This window comes from Roseovarius mucosus DSM 17069 (genome assembly GCF_000768555.3).
GTDB lineage: Bacteria > Pseudomonadota > Alphaproteobacteria > Rhodobacterales > Rhodobacteraceae > Roseovarius > Roseovarius mucosus.
Genome location: NZ_KN293984.1, coordinates 122,915 through 149,897, shown reverse-complemented (window position 1 = coordinate 149,897; position 26,983 = coordinate 122,915). Strand labels below are relative to the sequence as shown.

18 protein-coding genes and 1 pseudogene are annotated in these 26,983 nt (G+C 66.0%); 9 read left to right on the top strand and 10 right to left on the bottom strand.

The window, feature by feature from the left end; all coding sequences use genetic code 11:
* The 5 genes from ROSMUC_RS15865 to ROSMUC_RS15845 form a co-directional block, all read right to left on the bottom strand.
* Positions 1-4,376, bottom strand: a 4,376-nt coding sequence (locus tag ROSMUC_RS15865) for a MupA/Atu3671 family FMN-dependent luciferase-like monooxygenase (protein ID WP_037275298.1), incomplete at its 3' end; no start/stop codon positions are given.
* Positions 4,373-5,335 carry a glycosyltransferase family 2 protein gene (locus tag ROSMUC_RS15860; protein ID WP_037275296.1) on the bottom strand — a complete coding sequence of 321 codons (963 nt, stop codon included), beginning with the start codon at positions 5,333-5,335 and terminating at the stop codon, positions 4,373-4,375. The genes ROSMUC_RS15865 and ROSMUC_RS15860, both read right to left, overlap by 4 nt.
* Positions 5,332-11,721: a type I polyketide synthase gene (locus tag ROSMUC_RS15855; protein WP_245875205.1), complete on the bottom strand. Its 6,390-nt coding sequence runs from the start codon at positions 11,719-11,721 to the stop codon at positions 5,332-5,334. The genes ROSMUC_RS15860 and ROSMUC_RS15855 overlap by 4 nt, the downstream gene beginning before the upstream one ends.
* Before the next feature lie 105 nt (positions 11,722-11,826).
* On the bottom strand, positions 11,827-13,194 hold the full coding sequence (locus ROSMUC_RS15850; RefSeq protein ID WP_037275294.1) for an oligosaccharide flippase family protein: 1,368 nt from the start codon (positions 13,192-13,194) through the stop codon (positions 11,827-11,829).
* 76 nt (positions 13,195-13,270) lie between these two features.
* Positions 13,271-14,113, bottom strand: a complete 843-nt coding sequence (locus ROSMUC_RS15845; RefSeq protein WP_037275292.1) for a glycosyltransferase family 2 protein — start codon at positions 14,111-14,113, stop codon at positions 13,271-13,273.
* 92 nt (positions 14,114-14,205) lie between these two features.
* On the opposite strand from ROSMUC_RS15845, the gene epsE reads away from it, so the two are divergent.
* Positions 14,206-15,423, top strand: coding sequence for an exopolysaccharide biosynthesis GT4 family glycosyltransferase EpsE (gene epsE / locus ROSMUC_RS15840; RefSeq protein ID WP_037275291.1), 1,218 nt, complete (start codon positions 14,206-14,208; stop codon positions 15,421-15,423).
* On the opposite strand, the gene ROSMUC_RS15835 is transcribed toward epsE, so the two are convergent.
* Positions 15,408-15,665 carry an accessory factor UbiK family protein gene (locus ROSMUC_RS15835; protein ID WP_037275290.1) on the bottom strand — a complete coding sequence of 86 codons (258 nt, stop codon included), beginning with the start codon at positions 15,663-15,665 and terminating at the stop codon, positions 15,408-15,410. The two genes, epsE and ROSMUC_RS15835, sit on opposite strands and share 16 nt — an antisense overlap.
* Before the next feature lie 95 nt (positions 15,666-15,760).
* Between ROSMUC_RS15835 and lgt the strand changes: the two genes are divergently transcribed.
* The 4 genes from lgt (at position 15,761) to ROSMUC_RS21595 (ending at position 18,837) form a co-directional block, all read left to right on the top strand.
* Positions 15,761-16,651, top strand: a complete 891-nt coding sequence (gene lgt, locus ROSMUC_RS15830; RefSeq protein ID WP_037275289.1) for a prolipoprotein diacylglyceryl transferase — start codon at positions 15,761-15,763, stop codon at positions 16,649-16,651.
* Positions 16,648-17,709: a class I SAM-dependent methyltransferase gene (locus ROSMUC_RS15825; RefSeq protein ID WP_037275287.1), complete on the top strand. Its 1,062-nt coding sequence runs from the start codon at positions 16,648-16,650 to the stop codon at positions 17,707-17,709. Before lgt ends, ROSMUC_RS15825 begins: the two co-directional genes overlap by 4 nt.
* Positions 17,706-18,461, top strand: coding sequence for a peptidoglycan editing factor PgeF (pgeF, locus tag ROSMUC_RS15820; protein ID WP_037275286.1), 756 nt, complete (start codon positions 17,706-17,708; stop codon positions 18,459-18,461). The genes ROSMUC_RS15825 and pgeF overlap by 4 nt, the downstream gene beginning before the upstream one ends.
* A 244-nt stretch (positions 18,462-18,705) precedes the next feature.
* On the top strand, positions 18,706-18,837 hold the full coding sequence (locus tag ROSMUC_RS21595) for a hypothetical protein (RefSeq protein ID WP_281256629.1): 132 nt from the start codon (positions 18,706-18,708) through the stop codon (positions 18,835-18,837).
* Between the two features lie 29 nt (positions 18,838-18,866).
* On the opposite strand, the gene ROSMUC_RS15815 is transcribed toward ROSMUC_RS21595, so the two are convergent.
* On the bottom strand, positions 18,867-19,268 hold the full coding sequence (locus tag ROSMUC_RS15815; RefSeq protein ID WP_037275284.1) for a VOC family protein: 402 nt from the start codon (positions 19,266-19,268) through the stop codon (positions 18,867-18,869).
* Positions 19,265-20,295 (bottom strand): annotated as a pseudogene (locus ROSMUC_RS15810) (NAD(P)/FAD-dependent oxidoreductase). The gene ROSMUC_RS15815 and the pseudogene ROSMUC_RS15810 overlap by 4 nt, the downstream one beginning before the upstream one ends.
* Positions 20,296-20,359: 64 nt before the next feature.
* Between ROSMUC_RS15810 and mnmC2 the strand changes: the two are divergent.
* The 4 genes from mnmC2 to preA all read left to right on the top strand — a co-directional run bounded on the left by mnmC2 (position 20,360) and on the right by preA (position 24,701).
* Positions 20,360-21,037, top strand: a complete 678-nt coding sequence (gene mnmC2 / locus ROSMUC_RS15805) for a tRNA (5-methylaminomethyl-2-thiouridine)(34)-methyltransferase MnmC2 (protein WP_037275282.1) — start codon at positions 20,360-20,362, stop codon at positions 21,035-21,037.
* 10 nt (positions 21,038-21,047) lie between these two features.
* A complete protein-coding gene (locus tag ROSMUC_RS15800; protein ID WP_037275280.1) occupies positions 21,048-21,914 on the top strand; it encodes a DMT family transporter in 867 nt (288 codons plus the stop codon).
* 150 nt (positions 21,915-22,064) lie between these two features.
* Entirely contained in the window at positions 22,065-23,393 is a 1,329-nt protein-coding gene (locus ROSMUC_RS15795) for an NAD(P)-dependent oxidoreductase (RefSeq protein ID WP_037275278.1), read from the top strand.
* A 3-nt stretch (positions 23,394-23,396) separates the two neighbouring features.
* On the top strand, positions 23,397-24,701 hold the full coding sequence (gene preA / locus ROSMUC_RS15790) for an NAD-dependent dihydropyrimidine dehydrogenase subunit PreA (protein ID WP_037275276.1): 1,305 nt from the start codon (positions 23,397-23,399) through the stop codon (positions 24,699-24,701).
* A 5-nt stretch (positions 24,702-24,706) separates the two neighbouring features.
* On the opposite strand, the gene ROSMUC_RS15785 is transcribed toward preA, so the two are convergent.
* Together ROSMUC_RS15785 and ROSMUC_RS15780 are read right to left on the bottom strand one after the other, a co-directional pair.
* Positions 24,707-25,438, bottom strand: a complete 732-nt coding sequence (locus ROSMUC_RS15785) for a glycosyltransferase family 25 protein (RefSeq protein WP_037275274.1) — start codon at positions 25,436-25,438, stop codon at positions 24,707-24,709.
* 4 nt (positions 25,439-25,442) lie between these two features.
* Entirely contained in the window at positions 25,443-26,885 is a 1,443-nt protein-coding gene (locus tag ROSMUC_RS15780; RefSeq protein ID WP_037275272.1) for an aldehyde dehydrogenase family protein, read from the bottom strand.
* Positions 26,886-26,983 lie beyond the last annotated feature (98 nt).

The following is a 26,983-nucleotide window of genomic DNA, read 5'->3' as shown; positions in this document are numbered from 1 at the left end:
TCACCGCGCAATTCCGCCACGCGCGCCGCCAGGGTGGCGAGTTTCGGGCAGCGGAAGATGTCGGTGATGCTGAGCCGGTCGACCGCCAGCGTGCTGCGAATCTCGCGATGCGCCTGCACCGCCAGAAGGGAGTGACCGCCCAGATCGAAGAAGCTGTCCTGCGCGCCAATCTCGGCCACGCCGAGGATTCGCGCCCAGATCGCGGCGATGTCGCGCTCGATCGTATTGGCGGGCGTGACCGGTTTGGGGGCGGCGGCGGGGCGCGGCGCCTTGACTTGGGTCTCTGGTGCGGGCAGCGCCTTGCGGTCCACCTTGCGGTTGGGGGTGAGGGGGAAGTGATCCAGCACGACGACATGCGCGGGGATCATGTGGGCGGGCAGATGCGCGGCCAGATGGGCGCGCGCCGCCTCTGGTGTGGCCGTGCCGCGCAGATAGGCCACAAGGCGCATGTCGCCGGGGGTATCCTCGCGCGCCAGCGCCACCGCTTGCGCAACGCCGGTGCAGCCCTCGAGCGCGGCCTCGATCTCGCCCAGTTCGATGCGGTAGCCGCGCAGCTTCACCTGCGCATCGGCGCGGCCGACGAAATCGAGCCGCCCATCGGCGCGCCAGCGCACCAGATCGCCGGTGCCATAGATGCGCCCGCCCGCACGGAAAGGATCGGGGCGGAAGCGGTCGGCTGTCAGGTCGTCGCGCCCGAGATAGCCGGGCGTCACACCGTCGCCGCCAATCCAGAGTTCGCCCGCGATGCCCACCGGCACCGGTCGCATGTCGGGGTCCAGAACATACGCCTGCGTATTGGCGATGGGTGTGCCAATGGCGGCGGGGCCGGGGGTGTCCTCGGCGGGGCCGGTGGTGGACCAGATGGTCGTTTCGGTGGGGCCATACATATTGGTCATGCGCGCGCGCGTGACTTGCCGCAACTCCTGCACCAGAGCGCCCGGCAGCGCCTCGCCGCCCAGCATCAGATGCCGCAGCCGCCCGAGAGCGTGGCGGGATTCATCGTTCATGGCGATCATGCGCGCCATGGATGGGGTGCATTGCAGATGGGTCACGCTGTGCCGCAGGATTTGCGCGGCGATGGAAAAATCATCCTCGGGGATCGCTCCCACGCGGTTCGAGCGGTCCAGCACGCGCGCCAGCGGACGCAGACCGTCAAGCACCTGCCGGGCGGGGATGCCGTAGTCGATGAGGCAGGCCACCTCATCCACGCCGATGCGTTTGAGCCCCTCGACGCGGGCGACGCAATCCTCGACGGTGCCGAAGAGGCCCGAGTCCTCGAAATAGCGCTCGAAGGCGAAATCGAGGATACCGTCGAGTTCCTCTGCGCTGAGCGATCCGAGGTCAAGCTCGAACGGGTTGCTGACACCCTGCGGGCGCTTGAAGGCCGGAAAGGCCCAGGCATATTGCTTGATGAGGCCAGCGGCGGAGCGCAGGTAATCCTTCATCGGCTCGCGGGCCACGCGCCGCGCCTCGTCGCGGGTTTCGGCCACATAGGTATGCAGCATGAGGGTGACGGTGAAGGCATCCGGATCATGCCCGGCCTCGCGCAGGGCATTGCGGTAGAGGGTGATCTTGCCTGCCACCTCGTCAATGGATTGCCCCAAAAGATGCGTGAGCACATTGGCGCCATGTGCGCCCGCCTCGCGCCATGTTTCGGGGTTGCCGGCGGTTGTCACCCAGACGGGCAACACCTGCGACACCGGGCGTGGTTGCGTGACGACGCCATGCAGCGTGCCATCGGCGCGGGGAAATTCCACCGTCTCGCCGCGCCAGAGGCGGCGCAGATCGCGGATCGCCTCGAACATGGCAGGCTTGTTGCGCGGCGGCGTGTTTTCCGGGCGCAGGATGAAATCGTCGGGGTGCCAGCCGGAGGCAATCGCCAGACCTGCGCGCCCGTTGGTGAGGTTGTCGATGACCGCCCATTCCTCGGCAATGCGCGCGGGGTGGTGGAGGGGGGCCACGCAGCTTCCGGCGCGCACGGCGATGTTTTGCGTGACCGCCGCGACGGCGGCCCCCGTCACCGAAGGGTTGGGATAGGGGCCGCCAAAGGCGTGAAAATGCCGCTCGGGTGTCCAGACCGCGCAAAAGCCGTGGGTGTCGGCGAATTGCGCGCCCTCGAGCAGGGATTTGTATTTGTCGCGCCCCGCGCCATCGTCATTGCCCCAATAGTAAAGGCTGAACTGCATGCCCCGGTCGGAGGTGGCCAGTTGCCCCGAGGAGACCAGCGCGCGGCTTTCGTCGCCGCTGAGGACGAGCGTGTAACCGCGCGCGAGCGTGTAGAAGAGTTCGAGCACGGAAATGTCGAAATTGAGGCTGGTCACGGCGAGCCAGACGGCACCGGGTTCCGCCGGGATGCGGTCATCCATCCCGGCAAAGAAATTGGCGACGTTGCGATGCGTGACCATCACGCCCTTGGGGCGGCCGGTCGAGCCGGAGGTATAGATCACATAGGCCAGATCGTCGGGGCCTGCGCCGCCGTCGAGGTCCGTTTCGGGGGCATCGCCGATGCGCGGGTCAGTATCGAGCGTGAGGGTCTGCGCGGTCTGCGGCAGGGTATGGGCCAGGTCAGAGCGGGTCACGACCACGCGCGCGGCGCTGTCGTCGAGATAGAGCGCCAGGCGTTCGGCGGGATAGGCCGGGTCCATCGGCACATAGGCCCCGCCTGCCTTCCATATTGCCAAGGCGGCGGCGATCATATCGGCAGAGCGCGGCAGGCAGAGGCCCACCAGCACGCCGGGGCCGACACCCATTTGCCGCAGCAAATGGGCGATGCGGTTGGCGCGGGCGTCGAGGGCGGCATATGTGAGGGTCTCGGCCTCGAACACCACGGCGCGGACATGGGGGGTCTTGGCGATCTGGGTGGCGATCAGGCGGTGCAGGGGGCGGGCGTCATAGGGGGCATCGGTGCGGTTCCATGCCTCGACGACCATGCGGCGCTCGGCCTCGGGCATGGGGGCGGTGTCGCCTTTTGCCAAGGCTTCGAGCCGCCGCGCGAGAAGATCGGCCATGGCGGGCGAAAGGCGGGCGGCGTCATAGACCAGCGTTGGGCTGTCGGCGAGGTCGATGGTCAGCACCGTGCCGGGGATGAGGCCGCGCCCCGCGACACGCAGCCCGATATGCGGGGTCTGCGCGGCCTCAAGCGCCGGGTCACGGGCGAAGAGATCGAGCGCGAAGGCGCCGCGCGCCTCGGCCTCGGGGAGGGCGTGGGGCAGGTCTGGGGTGGCGACCGGCACCCACGGGCAGACATGGCCGGGGGCGAGCGCCGCCTCGACCGCCGCCCCGGCATAGGCGATGTGCGTGCCCTCTTCGCCGCCCAGACGCGCGGCCCAGAGGCCGATGGCACCCAGTGCATCGGCGGGCAGATCAAGCGGGCGGCGTTCCTCAACACCGGCGCCACTGCCCAGTGGCAAGGTGATGGGGCGCATGTCGCGCAGGCAGCGCCGCCAATAGCCGTCTTGCGGCGCGAGTTGTGTCAGAAGGTCGGTGACGGGGTAGGCGGTCAGGACCGATCCCACGGAGATGCTTGCAAGGGGGGCCGCGCCGCCATCGGGCCCGGTCAGCGCGCTGAGGCGCAGCGCGCCCGCGCCCGTGGTCACGGTGAGGCGTGCACCTTCGACCGAGAGCACCGCGCCCGGCGCGCCGCTGCCCGGCACCACCTCGGCCCGGCCCACAAGAAGCACGCGCTCGCCCGCGATGATCCGCGCCCTGTTGAGCGGGTTGGCATAGCCGCCGTGATCAAGAGCGCGCACCAGTCGTGCCAGCGCCTCGGCGGCTTGGGTGAAATCGAGGCAGAGCCCCTCGGGACGCTGGTCGCGGGCGAAATAGCTGCGCGCGCCAAGGTCCTGAATCCGGGCCGTCACGGCGCCCTGTTCGAGGGCGGTGATCACATCAGGAAAGCTGTCGAGTGCCGCGGCGTAGCATTTGGCATTGAGGGTAAAGGCGGTTTCGTCCTGCGAAATCTCTACCATGCGCTGAGCGATGATGCGCCCCTCGTCCACGCCACCTTCGATCAGGTGCCAGGTGATGCCGTGCCGTTCCTCGCCGTTCAGAATGGCCCAGACCGGCGCATTGAGACCGGCGTAGCGGGGCAGCGGGCCGTCGTGGAAATTGATCGCTCCGCGTGTGGCGCGCGCCAGCACGGACTGCGGCAAGAGATCGAGATTGGCGATGGAGAGAAGCCAATCGCTGCTGAGATCGCCCAAACGCTCGGCCAGACCGGGACCGGGGGGCACGACGCGCAGGCCCTTGCCCTCGGCCCAAGCGGCCACATCCGCGTGGCGGGTGATCACCGCCGTGATGCCGTGTCCGCGCGCGAGCCAGGTCTCGCCACACTGAAGGGCGAGGGATTCGTTGCCGATCAAGAGGGCCTGCATCATGGCTTGATCCTTTTTTGCCGGTTCAGCGCTGCGCCAAGATCGCCCAGCACCAGATCGCGCAGGAAATAGGGGGGGCGGCTTGCGCCCTTGCGCCGCAGGAGCCGCCAGAGCGTGCCAAGCCCCGCGCCCAGCAGATGCGCCAGCGTGACAAGGGCGAGATAGGCCGCCCCGTGGTTCTTGGTGAAATAATAGCGGCGCGAGGCGAACCAATAGGCGGGCACGCGGCCCCAGCGCTTCATGCCCGTGCTGACCGAGCCGATATGTTCGACCCGGCTATCCGCCACGAAATCGGTGCGCCAGCCCGCGCGCGCTGCGCGCAGGCAGAGATCAGTTTCCTCGAAATAGAGAAAGAACCGTTCGTCAAAGCCGCCGATGGCGTCGAGCACGTCCTGGCGGATCATCAGGCTGGCCCCCGCAAGCCAATCGACGGTTTGCGTGGTCTGGGGCACGGGCAGCGGCACGGTATGGGCGTGCAAGAGGCGGCTGATGGGGCCGATCCGCGCGGCCCCCTCGAATTCGCCCAAGGCGGAGGGAAAGCGGAAGCAGGTGACATGGGCCGCGCCATCGGGGCCGTGGATATGGCTGCCTGCAAGGCCGGTTCTGGGATGGGTTTCGAGATGATCCACAAGGGCTGCAATGGCATCCGGGGCGGGAAAGGCATCGGAATTGAGGATATAGACGTAATCGGGGCGCGCGCCGTCGCTGAGCCCGGCGCGCATCCCTGCGTTGTTGCCTGCGCCAAAGCCGCCGTTATGCCCCGCCTGCACCACGCGCAGGCGGTCCCAATCGGCGGTGGCCTTTTGCATGGCCTCGAACGAGCCGTCGCCGGAGTCGTTGTCCACCAGCACGATCTCGCCCGCGATGCCCTGCATGGCGCGGTGGGCGGCGCGGGCGGCCTTGACGCTCATGTCCGGCGTGCGCCAGTTGAGGACGATGGTGAGGACGCGGGGAGCGGTCATTCCGCCGCCTCGCGGTGGTCCGGGGGGGCGTGCGTGGCCTCGGCCGCCTCGATCACCCGGCGCAGGCGCGCGGCCAAGACCCGCACATTCGGCTCAAGCACCATCGAGTCGTGGGTGCCGGGCACCTCTGTCACCTGCACCTGCGGGGCAAAGCCCGCCCAGTCATTGTCGGGCAGGACATAGGCACGCTCGCTGCTGACCCAACGCCCCTCGGACACCTGCCATTTGCCCACCAGTGGCGGTCGGAAGAGATGCAGCGCGCCCGCCCATGGGCGGACCTGATATTTGGCGATGGCACGGTAAAAGGCGGCCTCGATGGCGCTGTCGTGGAAGTGATGCGTGTCGGTCTCTGCCTGAGCTTTGGGGCGGCGTTTGGTGATTTCCCATGCGATCCGCCGCGCCGCCCAGTGCACGGGATAGAGCGGGCCGCCGGATTTGAGTTCCTGCCATTGAATCGTCAGCCGGTCGCGGCGCGAAAGGGGGCGGCGCTGTGGCAGTGGCGTGTCGAGCATCACGATCAGCGCCACTTTTTCGCCCGCCGCGCGCAATTGCTGCGCCATTTCATAGGCGGTGATGCCGCCACCCGAAAACCCACCCAAAAGATAGGGGCCGTGCGGCTGCACCTGCCGCAGTTCGGCGATCATGTCGGCTGCTGCCTCTGTCAGATCGTCATGGGGGGCGGCCCCGCCATAGAGGCCACGCGCCTGAAGTCCGTAAAAGGGACGATCCTCGCCCAGGAGATGCGCCAGATGGCGCAGGTTGAGCACGTTGCCGAACATGCCCGCCACGAGGAAGAAGGGCGTCTTTGGCCCGCCTTCGCCCCGGTGCATCGGCACGAGATGGGTAAAGCGGCGCTGTGGTTCCTGTGGTGTGGGCGCGTCCTGTCCTGCCTCTTGCGGGCCAATCTGGGCCTCGATCAGCGCGGCGCAGGCGCGGATGGTGGGGGCCTCGAACAGGACCGAGATGGGCAGATCGACGCGATAGGCCTTGCGGATCATGCCAAAGAGGCGGACGGCGATCAGGGAATGACCGCCAAGGTCGAAGAAGGAATCCTCGACCCCGACCTGCTCGAGCCCCAGAAGTTCGGACCAGAAGCCCGCAAGGCGGGTTTCGATCTCGCCCTCGGGGGCGGTGAAATCGCTGTCGAGATCGGGGCGTTCAAAGCGGTGTCCGGTCGTGTCTGTGCTGTGCGCGCCCGCCCCTGCCTGCGCGATGAGCGCGGGCAGGTCGAGCGAGGAGACAAGGATCTGTGGGGCATGTTGTGCCAGCGCGCGGCGAAAGGCCTCGGCCCCCTCGGTGGGGCGGATGCCTTCGCGCAGGGCGTGGCGCAGGCGCTCTTCGGCGGGGCTTGCCGGGGCGCTCACGGTCTGGCCCTCGAAGCGGATTTCGCCGGCGCGCGGCGGGGTCAGGGTGAGGCCGCCCACCTGTTTGCGGATGGCGAAATCGGTGATCTCGATCAGCACCCGGCCTGTGGGATCGCAAAGCGTGATGTCAAAGCGCGCGGTTTCATCGCTGGCGCGGTTCTGGGCGGCGTTGCGGACATGAGACCAGACCTCTGCCCCCAGGCGCGCGTGGACGCGGAGCGACCCGTAGGACATGGGCACCCAGAGATCGGAGCCGTCATAGCCCGCAATCAGCCCCATGGCCCAGCCGGTCGCGATGTCCATCAACGCGGGGTGCAGGAGATAGCCCGCCGCCAGATCGCGTTGCGCGCTCTCTGGCAGGGCCAGATGCGCGAGCCCCTCGCCCTGTCCAAGCCCCATGGCGCGCAGCACGCGCCAGCGTGGGCCAAATGCAAGATGCGCCTCTTGCGGCGCGGCAAGCGCGGTGTCGCCCGCCTCTTGCCAGCCTTGCATACGGTTGCGTATGGATATCAGATCAAGCGGGACAGGCGCGGGGAGCGGCAGAAGGCGCAGCCCCGCCTCGGCCAGTGTGACCCAGCCTTGCCGTCCGGCCTGCGCATGATCACCCTCGATCCGTGCGGCATAGCCGGTGTCGTTTCGGGTCAGGGTGAGGCGCATGTCGCGGCTGCCGCCCTCGGGCATGTCAAAGGCGCGCAGGAACCACAGATCGCGGATTTCAAACGGGCCATCCTCGCCCTGCGCGCGCAGGGCCTCGGCCAGAAGTTCCAGATAGCCGGTGCCGGGCAAGAGCGCCTGACCGGATTTGGTGCGATGCTGATCGAAGACCCAGAAACCGGCGTCATAATGGGCATGAAACACCCGGTTGCCCTGCGCATCATGGCTGGCCTCTTGCACCAGCGGTGCCGTGACCGGCAGGCGCGGGGCGGCCAGCGCGTCGCCGCGTTGCTGTGCCACAGCCTCGGCGGCCATGCCGACCTCGGACCAGATGCCCCAGTTGAGGGCAACCACGCGGGTCCTGTCGCCCATGCGGCTGCGCGCATAGGCGTTGAGATATTCATTGGCGGCGACGTAATCCACCTGTCCCGCCGGGGCGGTGGCGGTGGAGGAAGAGGAAAAGAGCACGAGCCAGTCGAGCGTGCCATCGGGAAACACCTCGTCCAGCACCTGCGTGCCGTGGATTTTCGGCGTGAATACATCCTCGATCGTGTCGGGGCCTTTGCCGAGGAGCGGCGCGTCCTTGATCACGCCTGCGGCATGGATGACACCGTGGAGCGCGCCAAAGCGGGCCTCGATTTCGGCGCGGGCGGATTGCATATCCTCGATGTTGCTGACATCGCCCGCCACGATCATCACCTGACCGCCCAGACCTTCGAGCCGTTCGACCGCCGCGATGCGGCGGGCCAGCGGATCGCCTGCGCCGCGTGTGGCCATGACACGCGGCCAGTCGGCGCGGGGCGGCAGCGGGCGGCGTGCCATGAGGACGATCTTGGCCTTAGAGCGCGTGATCAGATCCTCGGCCAAGGTCAGGCCGATGCCGCCAAAGCCGCCGGTGATGAGCACGGTCTGGCCCTCTGCCAGCGGCGTGTCAGGGGGCAGGAGCGGGGCGGTGCGCCAGCCCGCCTCGTAGCGCCGCGCGCCGCGCAGCGCCGCGACATGGTTGCGCGGGGGCTGCATCAGATCCTCGAGCACCTGCGTCACAAGGGCGGCATCGGGGCCGCGCGCGGGCAGGACCAGATCAAGGCTGGCCGCCGTTACCCCCGGCAGTTCATGGGGGATCACCCTGAGCGGGCCCATGAGCGTGGCCTTGGCGGGATCGCGCAAGCCCTCGTCGCGAAGCTGTGTTGCGCCATTTGTGAGGGCGGTGATGTGCAGCGGGGCGGAGAGCCCTTCATCCGCCATGGCCTGCGCGAGAAAGAGCAGGCTGTAAAAGCCCTGTTCTTGCACACGGTGGAAGAAGCTCGATCCGGGGCGATGGCGGGCGTCTTGTGTGACCAGCCAGAAATGCGCGATGCGGCTGGGCAGGCGACCTTCGGTGCTGAGCGCGCGGATGAGGGCATCATAGCCTTCGCGCCCGCGTTCGGGCGACAGGGCGTAACGCCCCGGCGCGAGCTGGGCAAAGGCATCGCCTGCCATTACATACGTAACCGTATGTTTTGCGGATTCCAGCCGCTTGCCCACGGCCGCCGCAAGCCCGGTGTCGTCTTCGAAGATCAGCCATGTCTCGGGCGGCAGCGCGGCCAGATCGGCATCGCTGGCAATCTCGACCTCGGCCAGATGGGGCCGCCATTGGGGCAGGTAGCCCCAGTCGGTCAGATCGTCGCGGCGCGTTGGCCAGTCGTCTGAACGCGTGTCGCGCGTCGTGCCGGGGGCGATGAAATAGGGTTTGTGCTGAAAGGCGTAAGAGGGCAGGGGCACGCGGGTGCGGCGCGCCTCGCCCCAGATCTGATCCCAGTCGATCTCGACGCCCACCGCCCACATCCGCGCCAGCATCGCCATGAAATAGGCATCGTCGGCGATGCTATCCTCGGGGTGGCGCAGGGTGCCGATGACCTGATTGGCGCTGATGGCGCCATGGGCCTGCGCGAGGGAGGCCAGCGCCTTGCCCGGACCCACCTCGAGGAACACGCGGCGCGGGCCATCGGCCAGACGGCCCAGCCCATCGGCGAAATGGACGGTGTTGCGCAGATGGCCGACCCAATAGTCGGGGTCGGTCGCCTCGGCCGCCGTGAGGTAGTCGCCGGTGCGGTTGGACAGGATGGGGATGTGCGGGGCGTTGAGGGGAATGGAGCGCAGGTAGTCGCCAAAGCGGGTCAGGATCGGCTCCAGCATGCGCGAGTGGGCGGCGATGTCGATGGGGATGCGTGTGGTCTCGATCCCCGCCTCGGCCAGACGCGCCGCCAGATCATCGAGCGCGGCCTGCGGGCCAGAGGCCACGCTGAGCCCCGGCGCATTGACCGCCGCGATGTCGAGGGTCTCGCCCAGCCAAGGGCGCAGCGCCTCGGCGGAGAGGGGCACGCTGAGCATGCCGCCCTTGGGCACGCTGTCAAAGAGTTGCCCGCGCAGATGCACAAGCCCGATGCAATCCTCGAAGCTGAGCACGCCCGCGAGACAGGCGGCGGTATTCTCGCCCATGGAATGACCGATGAGGGCGGCGGGGGTCACACCCCAGCTTTGCCACAACTGCGCCAGCGCGTATTCGGTGATCATGATCAGCGGCAATTGCACCGAGGGCTGTTTCAGCCGCTCGGCGGCGGTGGCCGTATCGGCGGGGGCGGGCAGCCAGAGGGCGCGGATGTCGTAATCGAGTTTGGGTTGCAGCACCGCAAGGCCACGATCCATCCATTCGGCAAAGACCGGCTCCGTCTCGTAGAGATCGCGCGCCATGCCCGCATATTGCGCGCCGCCGCCGGGGAACATGAAGACGACCTCGGGGGCGTCGAGCGCCTCATGGGTGAAGACGCGGCGTGGATCGCCCTTTTCCAGCAGTGTTGCCGCCTCTTCATGGCTGGCGGCCACCACGACGCGGCGGCGTTCGAAGGCGCGGCGACCTTGCTTGAGCGTCCAGGCCACATCGGCCAGCTTCTGCTCGGGGTGGGCGCGCAGATGGGCGGCAAGGCGGGCGGAATTTGCGTCCAGTGCCGCCTTGGAGCGGGCGGAGATCACGAGCGGCTGAAAGGGCCAATCGCTGGCCTCGGGCGCGGCGCGCGCGGGGGGTTCTTCGAGAACCACATGGGCGTTTGTGCCGCCCACGCCCAACGAGTTCACGCCTGCGCGGCGGGGGTGGTCGCGGCATGGCCAAGCGCTGAGCCGGTCATTGACCGCAAAGGGGCTGCCATCGAAGGCAATCGCCGGGTTCGGCGCCTCATAGCCCAGGGAGGGCGGCATTTGCCCGTGATAGACCGCGAGCGTCGCCTTGATCAGACTTGCCACGCCCGCCGCCGTGTCGAGATGGCCGATGTTGGTCTTGACGCTGCCGATGCGGCAGAAATCGACGGCTTGGGTGGTCTCGCGAAAGGCCTGCGTGAGAGCGGCCACCTCGATCGGATCGCCAAGGTATGTGCCGGTGCCGTGACATTCGACGTAATCGACGGTCTCGGCAGAGATGCCTGCCACCGCCTGCGCCTCGGCCACTGCCGCCGCCTGACCGTCCACGGAGGGCGCGAGATACCCCGCCTTGGCCGCGCCGTCATTGTTGACGGCAGAGCCCTTGATCACGCCCCAGATGTGATCGCCATCGGCAACCGCATCCGAGAGCCGCCGCAGCACCACGACGCCCGCGCCTGAGCCAAAGACCGTGCCTTGGGCGCGGTGGTCAAACGCGTGACATTCGCCATCGGGCGACAGGATCTCGCCCTCTTTGTAGAGATAGCCGCGCCCTTGCGGCAATTCGATGGTGACACCGCCCGCAAGCGCCATGTCACATTCGCCATTGAGCAGCGATTGCGCCGCCACATGCACCGCGACAAGCGAGGTGGAACAGGCGGTTTGCAGGCCCAGTGATGGCCCCTTGAGATCGAGGATATGGCTGAGCCGGGTGGTCAGGAAATCCTTGTCATTGCCGGTGTGGCGCAAGAGGAACATGCCCACATCGTCCACGAGGTCGCGGTTGGAGCAGAGGTTGAAATAGAAATAGCTGCCCATGCCGCAACCGGCGAAAACGCCGATGGAGCCGGGGAAATGCTCGGGCGGGTGGCCTGCATCCTCGAGCGCCTCCCACGCCACCTCCAGAAAGCGGCGGTGCTGCGGGTCGAGGATCGCGGCCTCTTTGGGGCCAAAGCCGAAGAACTCGGCATCGAACATCTCAAACCCGTCGAGAGGGGCGGCATAGGGCACGTAATCGGGGCGGCGGATCATCTGCGCAGGCTCGCCCGCGGCCAGCAATTCGGCTTCGGACATGCGGCGGATGGCGCGGTGCCCGGCGCAGAGGTTTTGCCAATACTCCGCCACGCTCCGCGCGCCCGGCAGGTGCGCGGCCATGCCGACAATGGCAATCTCGGTGCCGTCGGGCGACGGTTGGGTCATGTCATCCGCCATCAAATCCACTGCTCAAATCATACCGGTGTCGGTATCGCCCGACAATGCGACTGTTTTGCGGCAGGCCCTTGGCGATAATGGTGTTTTCGCCCCTCACCAGCCCGAGAGCCGTGCCAGATCGGTCAGCGCCGCGCCGTTGAGCCAGAGCGCCAGCGCCGCCAAGCCAAGGCCAAATGCGGCCATGCCTGCGTCATGCACCGGGTCCCAGGCCCGCATATGCCGCGCGAGCCAGATCACCACCGGATAGGCCAGAACCATCGCCGCACCATAGCCCAAGAGCGCGCCCATGAGGCCACCCCATTCGAGACCGAGGAGGAGAGCCACGATCATCGCCGCCGCCTTGGCCAACGTCAGGATGAAGAACCGCCGCGAATCCCCTGCCGCGAGCGAGGCTTGATCATAGGTCATCACGATGATTTGCGGGAGTTGCATCAGCGCCATCAGCACCACCACGGCCCCCGCCATGGCATAGCGGTCGTCATACATGATCCCCACCAGCCAGACGCCAAGGAGGGCAAATCCGGCCGACAGCGCCATCAGCCCGCCCGTGACCGCAAAGCGCATGCGCCGCAGCTTGGCGAAATTGGCGGCGCTCTCATGCGGGGGCAGTTCGCGGTAAATCGGGATGAGCAGCCGCCATGTCAGCATATGGCCCAAGAGCATGGGAAAGGAGGCAAGGAAGAAGCCGATGTTATAGACGCCGAAGACATCGAAGCTGAGGTATTTGCCCAAGATCAGCTTGTCCGCTTGATTGAAGAGAAAGCCGCAGATGGTGCTGAGGAAAATCCATTTGCCAAAGCTGATGAGTTCTGAGGCCGCCAGCCGTTCCCAGCCCATCCGGTTCGACGCCCCCGGCAGGAAGAGCCAGAAGAGCACCAGCGCCACGCCCGCGCTGAGCACGCCCGACACGACCAGCGCCCAGACTGAATGCCACCACCATGCCAGCGCCACCGCCGCCACGATACCCGTGATCTGAACGGCGAATTCGATCACCGTGACCCGCCCCCAGCGCAGATGCCGCTTGGCGGTATCGAGGGCCGTGGGGTTGAACCCGGTGATCAGGAGCGACAGCCCCGCCACCGGCAAAAGCTGCAACAGGAGCGGTTCGTCGTAGATCACCGCCACGGGCCAGGCCAGCGCACAGGCCACAAGCCAGAGGCCCACGCCGCGCAGGGCCTGAATGGTCCAAGCGGTATTGAGGAAGGCGGGGTCGTCGCCTCGTTTGCTCTGCATGATGGCGGGGCTGACGCCCACGTCGGAGAATTGCATGAGGCCCTGAATGACGACCGAGACAATCGCCATCAGGCCGAAGGCTTCGGGGAAGAGGAGGCGGGCCAAGATTAGGTTCGACGCAAGGCGCAGGATCTGCGCCCCGCCAAAGCCCGCGACGGTCAGCGCCAAAGAGCGCAGCGCGCGTGCCAAGAGCCCGTCACCCGTGAATATTGCCCTGACCTGCTGCACTCTGCCCTCTCTGCTTTGTTGTCTCTTGCCCGAGATTTGCGGCCATTTGACGGCCTTTGATTGAAAACTCGGGGGATTATCGCCCGCGCGTCCAATCCGCGCCGCCCCGCCGCGCGCGCACGGCGAGGGCGACGGCTATATAGGCGAGAAACCCGAGGGGCGCGCGCAGGGCGGCGCGCAGCACCCATCCCGCACCACTGGGCCGCGCGTCGTCATTGGTGAGGAGCGCCGGGTAGTGGCGCGCAATCTCGGCCACGCCCGCATCCTGCCTGCGGCGCACCCGGACGAGTGCGCCGAACCCTTCGACGATGGGCCAGTCATAGCGCGCGGGCACCGCGTGGCGCTCTTGGGGGGCAAAGTTCAGGCGGGCAAAGGTATCGTCCGAGATGATGCCCGGCCAATGGCCCCACCTTGCGCGCCCCTCGCGGTTCATCGCGAAGAGGCCACAGCCGGGCACGCCATGGTGAAAGAAGGGCACCTGTCGGTAAAATCCGGCATAGAGGCGGCTGAAGGCGCTGCGTGGCGCGGGGATCACCACCTGACCGCTGGCATAGCCCGGTTTCGCGCGATCAAGCACCTCGTTGATCTGGCGCAGCAGCGGGGGCGAGACGAGGACATCGGCGTCGAGATAGGCCAGCACTGCGCCCTGCGCCGCCGCCTCGCCTGCGTTGAGCGCGCCGGGTTTGCCGCCCTGCGGCAGGTCGAGCACGGTGAGGGTCCAATCGCGCGCCTCTGCGCGGCAGGCCTCGGCCTCGGCCACGGTGGTATCCTGACAGCCATTGGCCACGACGATCACCTCGGCGCCGCCCGCCACCGGGTCCGAGGCAAAGAGGGCGTGCAGGCATTCCCCGATCATCCCCGCCTCGTTATGGGCGGGAATGATGACGCTGAGCCGGGGTGCGGTTTTGTCCGTCAACACAGGGTTTCCAAATCCATCGCCCGCCAGCCTGTCCTGAGCCTGCGCGGCATGCTAGACCTTATCCGACAAACTGGCGGCAAGCGGAACCGAAAATGCCTGATCCCCTCAACCTCGGCTATCTCGTGCCTCAGTTTCCGGGGCAGACGCATATTTTCTTTTGGCGCGAGATTGCGGATCTGGAACGGTTGGAGGCTGTGCCGCATCTCTTCAGCACGCGGCCGCCGCCGCCCGGTCTGGTCTCGCATGACTGGTCCGAGGCGGCCGTGGCGCGCACGACCTATCTGGGGCGGCCCACGCCCGGTCATGCGCTATCCGGCCTGTTCAACGCGCCGTGGTCTGCAATCCTGCGTGAGCGGCAGGGGGGTGAATTTTTAAAGGATGTGCTGATCTGCCTGCCGGCGGCGCGGGCGCTGATGGCCGCGTGCCGCGCGCGAGGGATTGGCCATGTGCATGCCCATTCCTGCGGGCGGGCGGCACTCATCTGTGCGCTGGCGCGGCTGATGGGGGGGCCAAGCTATAGCCTGACGCTGCATGGGGCGCTGTCGGATTATGGCCCCGGTCAGGGGTTCAAGTGGCGGCATGCCAGCTTTGCCACGATCATCACGCATAAACTCATGGCTGAAATGCGCGAGGTGATCGGCCCTGATCTGCCTGCGGATGTCATGGTGCAGCCGATGGGCGTGGATACCGAGGATTTCAAACGCGATACGCCCTATCAGCCGCCCACGCCCGGCGCGGCCCTGCGGCTATTTTCCTGCGGTCGTCTGCACCGGGTCAAGGGACATCAGGAATTGCTGAGCGCCGTGCGGCTGCTCTTGGATCGCGGAATCGCGGTGGAGTTGGACATCGCGGGCGAGGATGACGCGGGCGGTGCTGGCTATCGTGCCGAGTTGCAGGCGCATCTGGAGGCGCTGGGTCTGGGAGCGCATGCGCGGCTCTTGGGGGCCATAAGCGGATCGGAGGTGCGGCGGCACCTCTTGGCGGCGGATGTGTTCGCGCTGGCCAGTTGGCACGAGCCCCTGGGCGTGGCCTATATGGAGGCGATGGCCTGTGGTGTGCCGACGATTGGCACGGATGCAGGCGGGGTGCGTGAATTGATCGACCATGGCGAAAGCGGCATTCTGGTGCCGTCCAAATCGCCGGAGGCCCTGGCCGATGCGATTTCGGCGCTGGCCGCTGATCCGGACCTCTGCGCGCGCCTGTCAAAAGCCGGGCGCGCGCGGGTGGTGCGCGATTTCCGCTCGTTGCAAGGGGCCGAAACGCTGATCGCAGGCGCGCGCCGGGCCTTGGCGGATCAGCCTTCGTTGTGACCGCCGCGCAGGTCGAGCGCATCGAGGCGCGCCTTGAGCGCTTCGTTTTCCTCGCGGGCCTTTTGCGCCATGGCGCGCACGGCGTCGAATTCTTCGCGGGTGACGAAATCGCGGTCCGCGAGCCAGCGGTCGATCAGGGATTTCATCGCGGTCTCAGCCTCGGTCCGCGCGCCCTGGGCCACACCCATGGCATTGGTCATCAACTGGCTGAGATCGTCGAGCACTTTGTTACGGGTCTGCATCGGTTTCTCCGGCGTTACACTTGCTCTCTTATATGTGTCTGTGGGACCGGATCACAAGGTTGACTTGGCCGGGGCGCGCGGGCACAGAAGCGGCCATGCAGGCCATGATCCCCTTTCCCGATATTTCACCCGAGATCTTTTCGATCTCTCTTTTTGGTATGGAGTTTGCGCTGCGCTGGTATGCGCTGGCCTATATCGTTGGCATCGTGATCGGCTGGCGGCTGGTGGTGGCGAGCGTCAAGCGGCCGCATCTCTGGCCGGGTGGCGTGGCCCCGATGCGGCCCGAACAGGTCGAGGACCTGCTGACCTGGGTCATTCTGGGGGTCATTCTGGGCGGGCGGCTGGGCTATGTGTTGTTTTACCAGCCGGGCTATTACCTTGCCAATCCCAGTGAAATTCTGGCGGTCTGGCAGGGCGGGATGGCGTTTCACGGCGGCCTGATGGGCGTGGTGCTGGCGGTGGTGCTGTTTTCGCGCAAGCAGGGCATTGCGTGGCTGTCGGTGGCTGATGCGCTCTGCATGGTGACGCCGGTGGGGTTGCTGCTGGGGCGGATCGCGAATTTCATCAATGGCGAGCTATGGGGGCGGGCGACGGACCTGCCGTGGGGCGTGGTTTTTCCGGGGGCCGCGGCGCAGAATTGCGCGGGCGTTGTGGAGCTCTGCGCGCGGCATCCCTCGCAGCTCTATGAGGCGGCGCTGGAGGGGTTGATCCTTGGGGCCGTGCTCTTGTGGTTGGGCTGGCGGCGCGGAGCGCTCAGGCGGCCCGGCACGCTGACGGGCCTCTTTTTCGCAGGCTATGGCGTGGCGCGGTTCATGGTGGAATTCGTGCGCCAACCCGATGCGCAATTCGTGAGCGAAGGCAATCCGCTGGGCTGGGCGCTTCAGATGGGCGAGTTTGGCCTGACCATGGGGCAGCTTTTGTCGCTGCCGATGATTGCCTTTGGGATTGGCATGGTGCTCTGGGCGCGGCGTGCGCGGGCGACATGAGCGGGCTGCGGGCGCATTTGCTGGCGCGGATCGCCGAGGCGGGGCCAATGAGCGTGGCGGATTACATGGCGGCCTGTCTCATGCATCCCGAGTTTGGCTATTACGCGACGCGCGATCCGTTTGGGGCAGGGGGCGATTTCGTCACCGCGCCGGAGATCAGCCAGATGTTTGGCGAGTTGCTGGGGCTGTGCCTTGCGCAGGTCTGGCTGGATCAGGGGCGGCCTGCGCGGTTTGTGCTGGCGGAAATGGGGCCGGGGCGCGGGACGCTGATGGCGGATGTGCTGCGCGCAACGCGGGGCGTGCCGGGGTTTCGCGAGGCTGCAGAGGTGCATCTGGTCGAAGGATCGCCCGTCTTGTGCGCGGCGCAGCGGCGGGCGATTGCGGGCGATGTCATCTGGCATGACCGGGTTGAGAGCCTGCCGGAGGGGCCGCTTTACCTGTTGGCGAACGAGTTTTTCGATGCGTTGCCGATCCGGCAGTTTCAGCGGTCCGGGGACGGCTGGCGCGAGCGGGTTGTGGGGCAAAGCGCCGGGCAATTGACTCTGGGCCTAGGTGGGCCGGTGGCCCCGCCCGCATTGGCGGCGCGTCTGGTGGACACGCGCGAGGGCGATATTGTCGAGACCTGCGGCGCGGGCGAAGCGGTGGCGGCCGAGATCGGCGCGCGGATAGCAGGACAGGGCGGTGCCGCACTGATCGTGGATTATGGCGATTGGCAGTCGCTGGGCGATACGTTTCAGGCGGTCAAGGGCCATGCGCCGGTGGATCCGCTGGCCGAACCGGGGGCGGCGGATTTGACCGCGCATGTCGATTTCGCGGCGCTGGCGCGGGCGGCCTCTCCTGCGCGGCATACGCGCCTGACGCCGCAGGGGATATTTCTGGAGCGGTTGGGGATTGCCGCGCGGGCCGAGGCGCTGGCGCGCAATCTGAGCGGGCAGGCGTTGGAAAGCCATCTTGCCGCATATCAGCGCTTGACCGGGGCCGAGGAAATGGGGACGCTCTTCAAAGTGCTGGGTCTCTATCCCGAGGGGGCCGCACCACCACCCGGATTGGAGCCATGACGCTAGAAATACTCACCGCTGACAGTTTGTCCCCACTGCGCCATGGGTTCTTTACCCGGCGGGGCGGGGCCTCTTCGGGTGTGTTCGCGGGGCTGAATTGCGGCCCTGGTTCGTCGGATCAATCCGAGATCGTGCAGATCAACCGGTCGCGGGTGGCCGAGGCGATGGGGGTGGAGCCGGATCATCTGATTACCGTGCATCAGGTCCATTCGGCGGATGTGGTGACGGTCACAGGACCCCTGAGCGAGCGCCCGCGCGCTGATGCGATGGTGACGGATGTGCCGGGCGTGGCGCTGGCGGTGCTGACGGCGGATTGTCAGCCGGTGCTGTTTGCCGATGTGGGCAATGGGGTGATCGGGGCGGCCCATGCCGGATGGCGTGGCGCGCTGGATGGCGTTCTGGAGGCCACGGTTGCGGCTATGGAGGGTCTGGGCGCGGATCGTCGCCGGATCAAGGCGGTGATTGGCCCGTCGATTTCGCAGGCGGCCTACGAGGTGGGACCAGAGTTCATCGAGGAATTCCTGGCGGAGGACCGTGATAATGCCCGGTTTTTCGCAAATGGTGTAGACGGGCGGTATCAGTTCGACCTGCCGGGGTTCGGGCTGCATCGGTTGCGGCAATCTGGCATCGGGCAGGCGGAATGGACGCGGCATTGCACCTATGGCGATCCCGAGCGATTCTATTCCTATCGTCGCACCACCCATGCCGGTGAGGCCGACTATGGCCGGCTGATCTCGGTGATCTGTCTCTGATTGGGGCGGGATTTGGGCCGAAATTGTGGGGCTATTCGGGCGGTATCGGGGATGCCCCGTGATGCCCTTTTGAAATTTTATTTAAATTCAATGAATTGAGATTTTGCTTGGATGGCTTGTATGCCCTGATCTTGTCTGAATTTTCACGATTTCCGTCAAACCTTGGCCCCAAACCGGGGGCATAGTTGCGGGTAACGAAACAATGAGCCCCGCAAATTGGGGCCTGAGGCAAGAGGTGAGAGCCATGAAAGCGCGTTGGTTGAAATCGGTCGTCAAACACAGCAGAGAGGCGGCCCCGGCACTGCCCTATCAGCGCGGTCAGCGCAAGGTTGCGCTGCGGATCGTGGCACTGCCCAAGGCGGTCAAGACGGCCTGAACCGAGCGGTTTGGTGGGTTTCACCCACCCTACGTTTTGTTCGAGATCTCGATCAGGTTGCCGTCGGGATCACGCAGGTAAAGCGAGCGGATCGGGCCTGTGGCCCCGGAGCGGGGTAGAGGGCCAAGCTCTACCGTGACATCAAGTGCCGCGAAATGGCGTTGCCACGCCTCGAGCGGTGTCTCGCTGAGGAAGCACAGATCGGCGCTGCCGGGTTGGACCTGTGCCGCCTTCGGCTCGAATTCCGCCCCGGATTGATGCAGGTTGATTTTCTGCGCGCCGAATTTCAGCGCCCAGCGGGTGCTGCCATCGGCGGGGTGAAACGCCTCGGGCGTCATCCCCAGCACATCCCGGTAAAAGGCGCAGGTGGCGGGGATGTCGGCCACGGTCAGCACGAGATGGTCGAGTGCGGCGAGGGTCGGTTGGGTCATAGGCATGTCTCGGGTTTGAAATCCTCGGGAATCTTGTCGATGCCGTCGAGCATCAGATCGGCCATGACCTGCGCCACCTTGGGGGCCATGCCAAAGCCAATCTTAAAGCCACCATTCGCAACAAATTCCCCCGGTCGGAACGGGTGCGCGCCCAGCATCGGCGCGCGCGAGCGCGAGCGGGGACGCACCCCGGCCCAACGTGCGATCACCGGGGCACCGGCAAGCGCGGGCACCGCCGCCACGGCGCGGGCGATCACATCGTCAAGCTGGGCATCGGTGCTGGAGGGATCGTCATAATAGCGCTCGGAGGTGGAGCCCACGGCGGTGGTGCCATCCTCATGCGGCACGATATGCACCTCATTGGCGAAGATCTGCGGCTGGTCGCGGGCATCAAAGGCCAGCAGCGCGCCCTGGCCCTTGACCCCGTTGCCGACGGACCGGGTATGCGCGGCGGTCATTTCTTCCAGCCCGGCGATGCCGGTGGCCCAGAGGATGCGGCCCGTTGTGGGGCCATCGGTCACAACCTCGGCACCGCGTGCGCGCAGGGCCGCAACGAGGGCTGTGCATGCCTGACGCGGATGCAGGCGCGGCGGTGAGGCGTGTCGTGGATGATCTGGCCGGTCGCGCTGGGCGGGCACCATGCGCCCGACGCGGAGAGGACGCGCCAGTCAGCCTGCCCTTGCCAGAGGGTTGCGGCGTTCTGAGTACGCTCGTGGGCCAGTGCAAGGGCTGCGGCATCGGCGATGGGTTGCAGGCGGCCAAGGCGGGCATAGCCCGGCGCGCAGCCCGAGACCTCGGCCACCTCTGCCCAGAAATCACCAGCCATGAGCAGGCTGTCGAGTTGAAACGCCTTTTTGCTGTTCCAAAGCTCGGGCACATGCGGGGCCATGGCGCCAACAATGCCGCCCGAAGCCCCGGCACCGGGACCATTCGGATCAATGACGCGCACGCGCGCGCCGCGTTTGGCACAGGTCCACGCCACCGAGAGGCCAAAGATGCCTGCGCCCATCACCGTGATATCGACCATTGCCAATCCTTTGTCGTCGCGCGATGGTCGCGCGCGTTTCGGCCATGCTTTAGAGGATCATGCCATGCAGGACCAGACCGCAGACCTGATCTGGCGCGAGGGCGAGGTGCCGGTCTCGGTGCGGTTCGATGATCCCTATTTCAGTCTCGACAACGGTCTGGCGGAAACGCGGCATGTGTTTCTGGGGGGCAATGACCTGCCGGGGCGGTTTCGAGATGGGTTTCATATTGCGGAACTGGGGTTTGGCACGGGGCTGAACCTTTTGACCGCGCTTGCAGCATGGCGGGCGGCGGGCGTTGTGGGGCGGCTTCACTTCACCAGTTTCGAGGCTTATCCCATGGCCCCGCAAGACATGCGTCGCGCGCAAGCCCGCTTTGCGGAACTGGAGGGGGTCGCGGCGGACCTCGCCCCGCATTGGCAAGGGGGCGCAGAACGGATCAGCTTGCCGGATCTGGAATTCACCCTCATTGTGGGGGATGCGCGCGAGACGCTAAAGGCTTGGCCGGGCAGGGCGGATGCGTGGTTTCTGGACGGGTTTTCCCCGGCCAAGAACCCCGAGTTGTGGGAGCCTGCGTTGATGGCGGAGGTGGCGCGGCACACCGTGCCCGGAGGCACGGCGGCCAGTTACACGGCGGCGGGGTTCGTGCGCAGGGGGCTTGAGGCCGCCGGGTTTTGTGTTACGCGGGGTCAGGGATATGGCCGCAAGCGCCATATGACCATGGCCAGGAAAGACCGCCCGTGAGAGACCGCTCGTGACAGTTCAAAACACCCGCATGGGCATCTGGCTGATGGTGCTGACCACGGTCATCTTTGCCGCGCAGGATGGCATATCGCGCCATCTGGCCGAGAATTACAACGTGCTGATGGTGGTGATGATCCGGTTCTGGTTCTTTGCCGCCTTCGTGATGGTGATTGCCGCGCGCAAGGCCGGGGGGCTGCGGGCAGCGGCCAGCACATCGCAACCCTTGATGCAGGGGTTTCGCGCCGTGCTGCTGGTCGCGGAAATCTGCGTGATGATCTATGGCTTTACCCTTTTGGGCCTGATCGAGGTGCATGCGGTCTTTGCCTGCTATCCGCTGTTGATTGCCGCCCTATCCGGGCCGGTTCTGGGCGAGCGGGTGGGCTGGCGTCGGTGGCTGGCGATTGCGGTCGGGTTCATCGGCGTGCTGATCATTCTGGAGCCGGGGGTGGGCGTGATCGACCCCAAGGCGGTCGTGCCCTTTATCGCGGCGTTGATGTTTGCGCTCTACGGGCTCTTGACGCGCTATGTGGCGCGCAGGGATTCGGCGGCGACGAGTTTTTTCTGGACCGGAACGGTCGGGTCGATTGCCATGACCCTCGCCGGGATATGGTTCTGGGAGCCTATGACGCCGGATGCCTGGGCGTGGATGATCACGCTCTGCATCACCGGGGCGGCGGGGCATTATACGTTGATCAAATGCTATGAGGTCGCAGAGGCGAGCGCGGTGCAGCCCTTTGCCTATCTGCAACTCTTCTTTGTCACGGGCATCGGGATTTTCATCTTTGGCGAAACGATCGAGATGAACGTGGCTCTGGGCGGCGCGCTGGTGGTGGGGGCTGGCCTCTTTACGCTGTGGCGTCAGCGCAAGGTGGGCTGAGGCGCGGCCAAGCCCTGCCAAAATTTTCATCGGCTTTGCCCTCTGAGCTTCTCAGGAGGTTTCTTTTTCGCTGCTCGATAAATTTTACCAATTGATAAAATTTCGAATCGTGGAATACTGATCCTCAGCCATCCTTGACCGGAGACAGCCATGAGAGATCGTCAACTCGCCCCCGGCATCGTCGCAGGCCGGCTTGATCCTGCCGCCTTGCAGAGCAATTTCACCGATCTGCATCCTCCGCTGGACGACCATGAGGCCCTGGTGGCAGCGGATCGCTGTTATTTCTGCCATGACGCGCCCTGCATCACCGCCTGCCCCACGTCGATCGACATCCCGCTCTTTATCCGGCAGATCGCCACCGGCACGCCCGAGGCGGCGGCCAAGACGATCCTGAGCCAGAATATCCTTGGCGGCATGTGCGCCCGCGTTTGCCCCACGGAAACGTTGTGTGAAGAGGCTTGCGTGCGCGAGGCGGCCGAGGGGCAGCCGGTGCTGATCGGGCGGTTGCAGCGCTATGCGACGGATACCCTGATGGAACAGGGCGTGCATCCCTTCACCCGCGCGGCGCCCACGGGCCGGCGCGTGGCGGTGGTGGGCGCGGGGCCTGCGGGGCTGGCCTGCGCGCACAGGCTGGCGATGAAGGGGCATGACGTCACGCTCTACGATGGGCGGGCCAAGCCCGGCGGTCTCAATGAATTCGGCATTGCCGCCTACAAGAGCACCGACAGTTTCGCGGCGCGCGAAGTGGCCTGGTTGATGCAGGGCGGCGGAATCACTTTGGAGACCGGCAAGCGTCTGGGACGGGAAATCACGCTGACGGAATTGCAGGAAGATCACGATGCGGTGTTCCTTGGGATAGGTCTGGGCGGGGTCAACGCGCTGGGACTGAGCGGCGAGGACCGCGAGGGGATGCGCGATGCGGTGGATTTCATCGCGGACCTGCGGCAGGCAGACGATCTGGCAAGCCTGCCGGTGGGGCGCGATGTGGTGGTGATCGGGGGCGGCATGACGGCGGTCGATGCGGCGGTGCAGGCCAAACTCTTGGGCGCGCTCAACGTCACGCTGGTGTATCGGCGTGGGCGCGAGCGGATGAATGCCAGCCGCTATGAACAGGATCTCGCGGCCTCCAAGGGGGTGCGGATCGTGACCAATGCAACGCCCATCGCGGTGCATGGCAATGGCGCGGTGCGCGAGGTCGAGTTTGAGTATTCCGACGACGATCTCAGACCCACGGGCGAGCGGTTTCGCCTGCCCGCCGATCAGGTGTTCAAGGCGATTGGTCAGGCGCTGGAGGGGGCCGATTTGCCTGCGCGTGATGGGCGCAAGATCGCCGTTTCGGGCCCCGGCCGCACCTCGTTGCCCGGTGTCTGGGCCGGGGGCGATTGCGCGGCGGGGGGCGATGACCTGACTGTGACGGCGGTGGCAGAGGGGCGCGACGCCGCCGAAGACATCCACGCAACCCTGATGGCGGAGGGCTGAGCCATGGCGGATCTGACAACCAATTTCATCGGCATCACATCGCCCAACCCGTTCTGGCTGGCTTCGGCCCCGCCGACGGACAAGGAATACAACGTCCGCCGCGCGTTCGAGGCCGGTTGGGGCGGGGTCGTGTGGAAGACATTGGGCGAGGCGGGGCCGCCGGTGGTCAATGTGAACGGGCCGCGTTATGGCGTTGTCTATGGTGCCGACCGCCGCGTTCTGGGCCTCAACAATATCGAGTTGATCACCGACCGCCCGCTGGAGGTGAACCTTGAGGAGATGCGCCGGGTCAAGCGGGACTGGCCCGACCGCGCGCTGATCGCGAGCCTGATGGTGCCGGTCAACGAGGACGCCTGGCGCGAGATATTGCACCGGGTCGAGGATACCGGCTGTGATGGGGTCGAGCTGAACTTCGGCTGTCCGCATGGCATGAGCGAGCGCGGCATGGGCAGCGCGGTGGGGCAGGTGCCGGAATATGTGGGGCAAGTGGCGCATTGGTGCAAGAAACACTCGAACCTGCCGGTGATCGTGAAGCTGACGCCCAATATCACCGATATCCGCAAACCTGCGCAGGCCGCCAAGGACGGCGGGGCGGATGCCGTGAGCCTGATCAACACGATCAATTCGATCACCTCTGTTGATCTTGATCTCTTTGCACCTGAGCCCACGATTGACGGGCAAGGCGCGCATGGCGGCTATTGCGGGCCTGCGGTGAAGCCCATTGCGCTGAATATGGTGGCCGAGATCGCGCGCGATCCCGCCACGGCGGGCCTGCCGATCAGCGGCATTGGCGGTGTCACCACTTGGCGCGATGCGGCGGAATTCATGGCGCTGGGCGCGGGCAATGTTCAGGTCTGCACGGCGGCGATGACCTATGGGTTCAAGATCGTGCAGGAAATGATTTCGGGCCTCTCGCAATACATGGATGACAAGGGGTTCACGTCGGTGGACCAACTGGTCGGGCGGGCGGTGCCCAATGTGGTCAATTGGAAGGATCTCAACCTCAATTACGTGACCAAGGCCAAGATCAATCAGGATGACTGTATCAAATGCGGGCGCTGCTATGCCGCCTGCGAAGATACCAGCCATCAGGCGATTGCGATGTCAGAGGATCGGGTCTTTACCGTCAAGGATGACGAATGCGTCGCCTGCAACCTCTGCGTCAATGTCTGCCCGATCGAAGGCTGCATCACGATGGAGCGGATGGCGGCCGGCGCGGTCGATCCGCGCACCGGCGAGGTGGTGCGCGAAGAGTATGCCAATTGGACCACGCATCCCAACAATCCGGGGCGCTGTGCCGCGGAATAGGCGGATCAGCCCAATCCGCCGGTGATCGGTGCCGCGCTATCCCGCGCGGCGCGGCTGAGGGCGCGATGGTAGAGATGGCGTGCCCAAAGCTGCGTGAGGGGCGCGCGCTCTGAAGCGGTAGCTGGTCGGCTGATACAGGACACGCCCGAGGGATAGATCGCACCTGCGCGTAGGCCGGTGTGCCAATGGCTCTGGATCAGGCACTCGACCGGGCGGTCAAACGTCTCGGTCAGGTTGAGGAGGTGGATGGCCGCGTCGCGCGCGATCATCTGCACCGGGCAGAGCGGCGCGCTGACCAAGGGCAGGCTGAGCACAGCGCCGCCGTTGGTGTCGATCAACCGGGCGGGGCCACGGATCGCCTGAGTTTGAAACCGGATATAGCCCAGATCGTCGATGTGGTCGCGCGCGAGCGCGAGGGCGCTTGGGAACACGGCCGGATCAAGCGCTGCGTCTTGCTCGACGATCAGGCCGTAATCGAGGTCGCGGCGCAGGATCTCGGCCCAGATCTGGCGATGGCTGAGAAAGCGGGCAATCTCGGGCGTGGTGAGGGGAAAGGGGTAGGCGGGGGCGAAAATCCGCGTGCCGACCGTGGCCGAGAGCGTGGCGGAGGAGAGAGCCGAGCCCTCGACCTCGGGCCAGAGGTCGCCCTCCAGCCCGCAAGTGTCAAGGATATGGCGCGCCCGCTCGCGCTGCGTGGCGTCACGCGCGCCGTGCAGGGCAAAGGCGCGCCCGATCACGCGGTCAGGCGCCTGGGGTCCAGCCCGAGACGGATTTGACCTCGAGGAAGTCCTCGATGCCCCATTTGCCGCCTTCGCGCCCGTGGCCCGATTGTTTCATGCCGCCAAAGGGCGAGCCTGCGCCGCGCGATTGGCCGTTCATTTCCACCATGCCCGAGCGCAGGGCGCGCGCCAGACGGTTGGCTCGCGCCGGATCGCCAGTCTGGACATAGTTGGTGAGGCCATAGGGCGTGTCATTGGCGATGCGCAGGCCGTCCTCTTCGGTGTCGAAGGGGATGATCGACAGGACCGGGCCAAAGATTTCCTCGCGCGCGATGGTCATGTCGTTGGTGACATCGGCAAAGACCGTGGGTTTGACGTAAAAGCCCCGGTTGAGCCCGTCAGGCCGCCCGGTGCCGCCTGCGACAAGCCGCGCGCCTTCGTCGATGCCCTTTTGGATGAGGTCCTGAATCTTGTTGAACTGGACCTCGTTGACCACGGGGCCGATATGACGACCGGCCTCGTTGGCCGGGCCGACGGTGATCGCATTTGCGGTTTCTGCTGCGATTTCAACGGCCTGGTCGTAAATCTCGCGCTGCACCAGCATCCGGGTGGGCGCGTTGCAGGATTGGCCGGTGTTGTTCATGCAGCGGATCACGCCGCGCTTGACCGCCTTGTCATCGGCATCGGCAAAGATCAGGTTGGCCCCTTTGCCGCCCAATTCGAGGCTCACGCGCTTGAGCGTGTAGGCGGCGGATTTGGAGATGATGCGCCCGGCGCGCGACGAGCCGGTAAAGCTGATCATGTCCACATCGGGATGCGCGGTCAGTTGGCTGCCCACGCCGACACCATCACCGTTGACGAGGTTGAAGACGCCCTTGGGCAGGCCCGCCGCATCGACGATTTCGGCAAAGATAATGGCGTTGAGCGGCGATTCCTCGGAGGGTTTCAGGATCATGGTGCAGCCTGCGACAAGACCGGCGATGACCTTGAGCGTGACCTGGTTCATCGGCCAGTTCCACGGCGTGATCATGCCCACGACGCCCACCGCCTCGTGGATGATGCGGTCGTTCGGCGCGTGATCGCCAAGCGGTTCGTCAAAGGCGAAATCGCGCGCGGCGGCGATGAAATTGGCGATATGCCAGCTTCCGGCGCCCACTTGTTGTTCGCGGGCCATGTCGATGGGGGCGCCCATCTCGAGGCTGATGGCCTGTGCGAGATCCTCGGCGCGGGCCTTGTAGGCCTCTAGAATTTTCTCAGCATAGGCAATGCGGTCCGCGGGGGGCGTCGCCATCCACGCGGGGAAGGCCGCCTTGGCGGCGGCGACGGCGGCATCGGTATCGGCCTGACCGCCCAGAGAGATCACCGCGCAGGGCTCTTCGGTCGAGGGATTGATGACCTTGTGATCTTTTGCCGCGAGGGGGTTGACCCAAGCGCCATTGATGTAGAACTGACGTTTCTCGATCATGGTATTGACCTCCAGTGATTTGGCGGCACTCTGTCAGGGGTAATGCCGGGCTGCAAGGTTTGAAATAGGGCGTTTTGGGGCGATTTGATCAAATTTCT

What these genes read in the sequence shown, in the direction of transcription:
- ROSMUC_RS15825 (WP_037275287.1), top strand. Translation starts at nt 16,648, where the DNA reads ATGAGCGGGCTGCGGGCGCATTTGCTGGCGCGGATCGCCGAGGCGGGG.
- ROSMUC_RS15835 (WP_037275290.1), bottom strand. Translation starts at nt 15,665, where the DNA reads ATGCAGACCCGTAACAAAGTGCTCGACGATCTCAGCCAGTTGATGACC.
- ROSMUC_RS15815 (WP_037275284.1), bottom strand. Translation starts at nt 19,268, where the DNA reads ATGACCCAACCGACCCTCGCCGCACTCGACCATCTCGTGCTGACCGTG.
- ROSMUC_RS21595 (WP_281256629.1), top strand. Translation starts at nt 18,706, where the DNA reads ATGAAAGCGCGTTGGTTGAAATCGGTCGTCAAACACAGCAGAGAGGCG.
- ROSMUC_RS15780 (WP_037275272.1), bottom strand. Translation starts at nt 26,885, where the DNA reads ATGATCGAGAAACGTCAGTTCTACATCAATGGCGCTTGGGTCAACCCC.
- ROSMUC_RS15795 (WP_037275278.1), top strand. Translation starts at nt 22,065, where the DNA reads ATGAGAGATCGTCAACTCGCCCCCGGCATCGTCGCAGGCCGGCTTGAT.
- ROSMUC_RS15860 (WP_037275296.1), bottom strand. Translation starts at nt 5,335, where the DNA reads ATGACCGCTCCCCGCGTCCTCACCATCGTCCTCAACTGGCGCACGCCG.
- ROSMUC_RS15855 (WP_245875205.1), bottom strand. Translation starts at nt 11,721, where the DNA reads ATGACCCAACCGTCGCCCGACGGCACCGAGATTGCCATTGTCGGCATG.
- epsE (WP_037275291.1), top strand. Translation starts at nt 14,206, where the DNA reads ATGCCTGATCCCCTCAACCTCGGCTATCTCGTGCCTCAGTTTCCGGGG.
- preA (WP_037275276.1), top strand. Translation starts at nt 23,397, where the DNA reads ATGGCGGATCTGACAACCAATTTCATCGGCATCACATCGCCCAACCCG.
- mnmC2 (WP_037275282.1), top strand. Translation starts at nt 20,360, where the DNA reads ATGCAGGACCAGACCGCAGACCTGATCTGGCGCGAGGGCGAGGTGCCG.
- lgt (WP_037275289.1), top strand. Translation starts at nt 15,761, where the DNA reads ATGCAGGCCATGATCCCCTTTCCCGATATTTCACCCGAGATCTTTTCG.
- pgeF (WP_037275286.1), top strand. Translation starts at nt 17,706, where the DNA reads ATGACGCTAGAAATACTCACCGCTGACAGTTTGTCCCCACTGCGCCAT.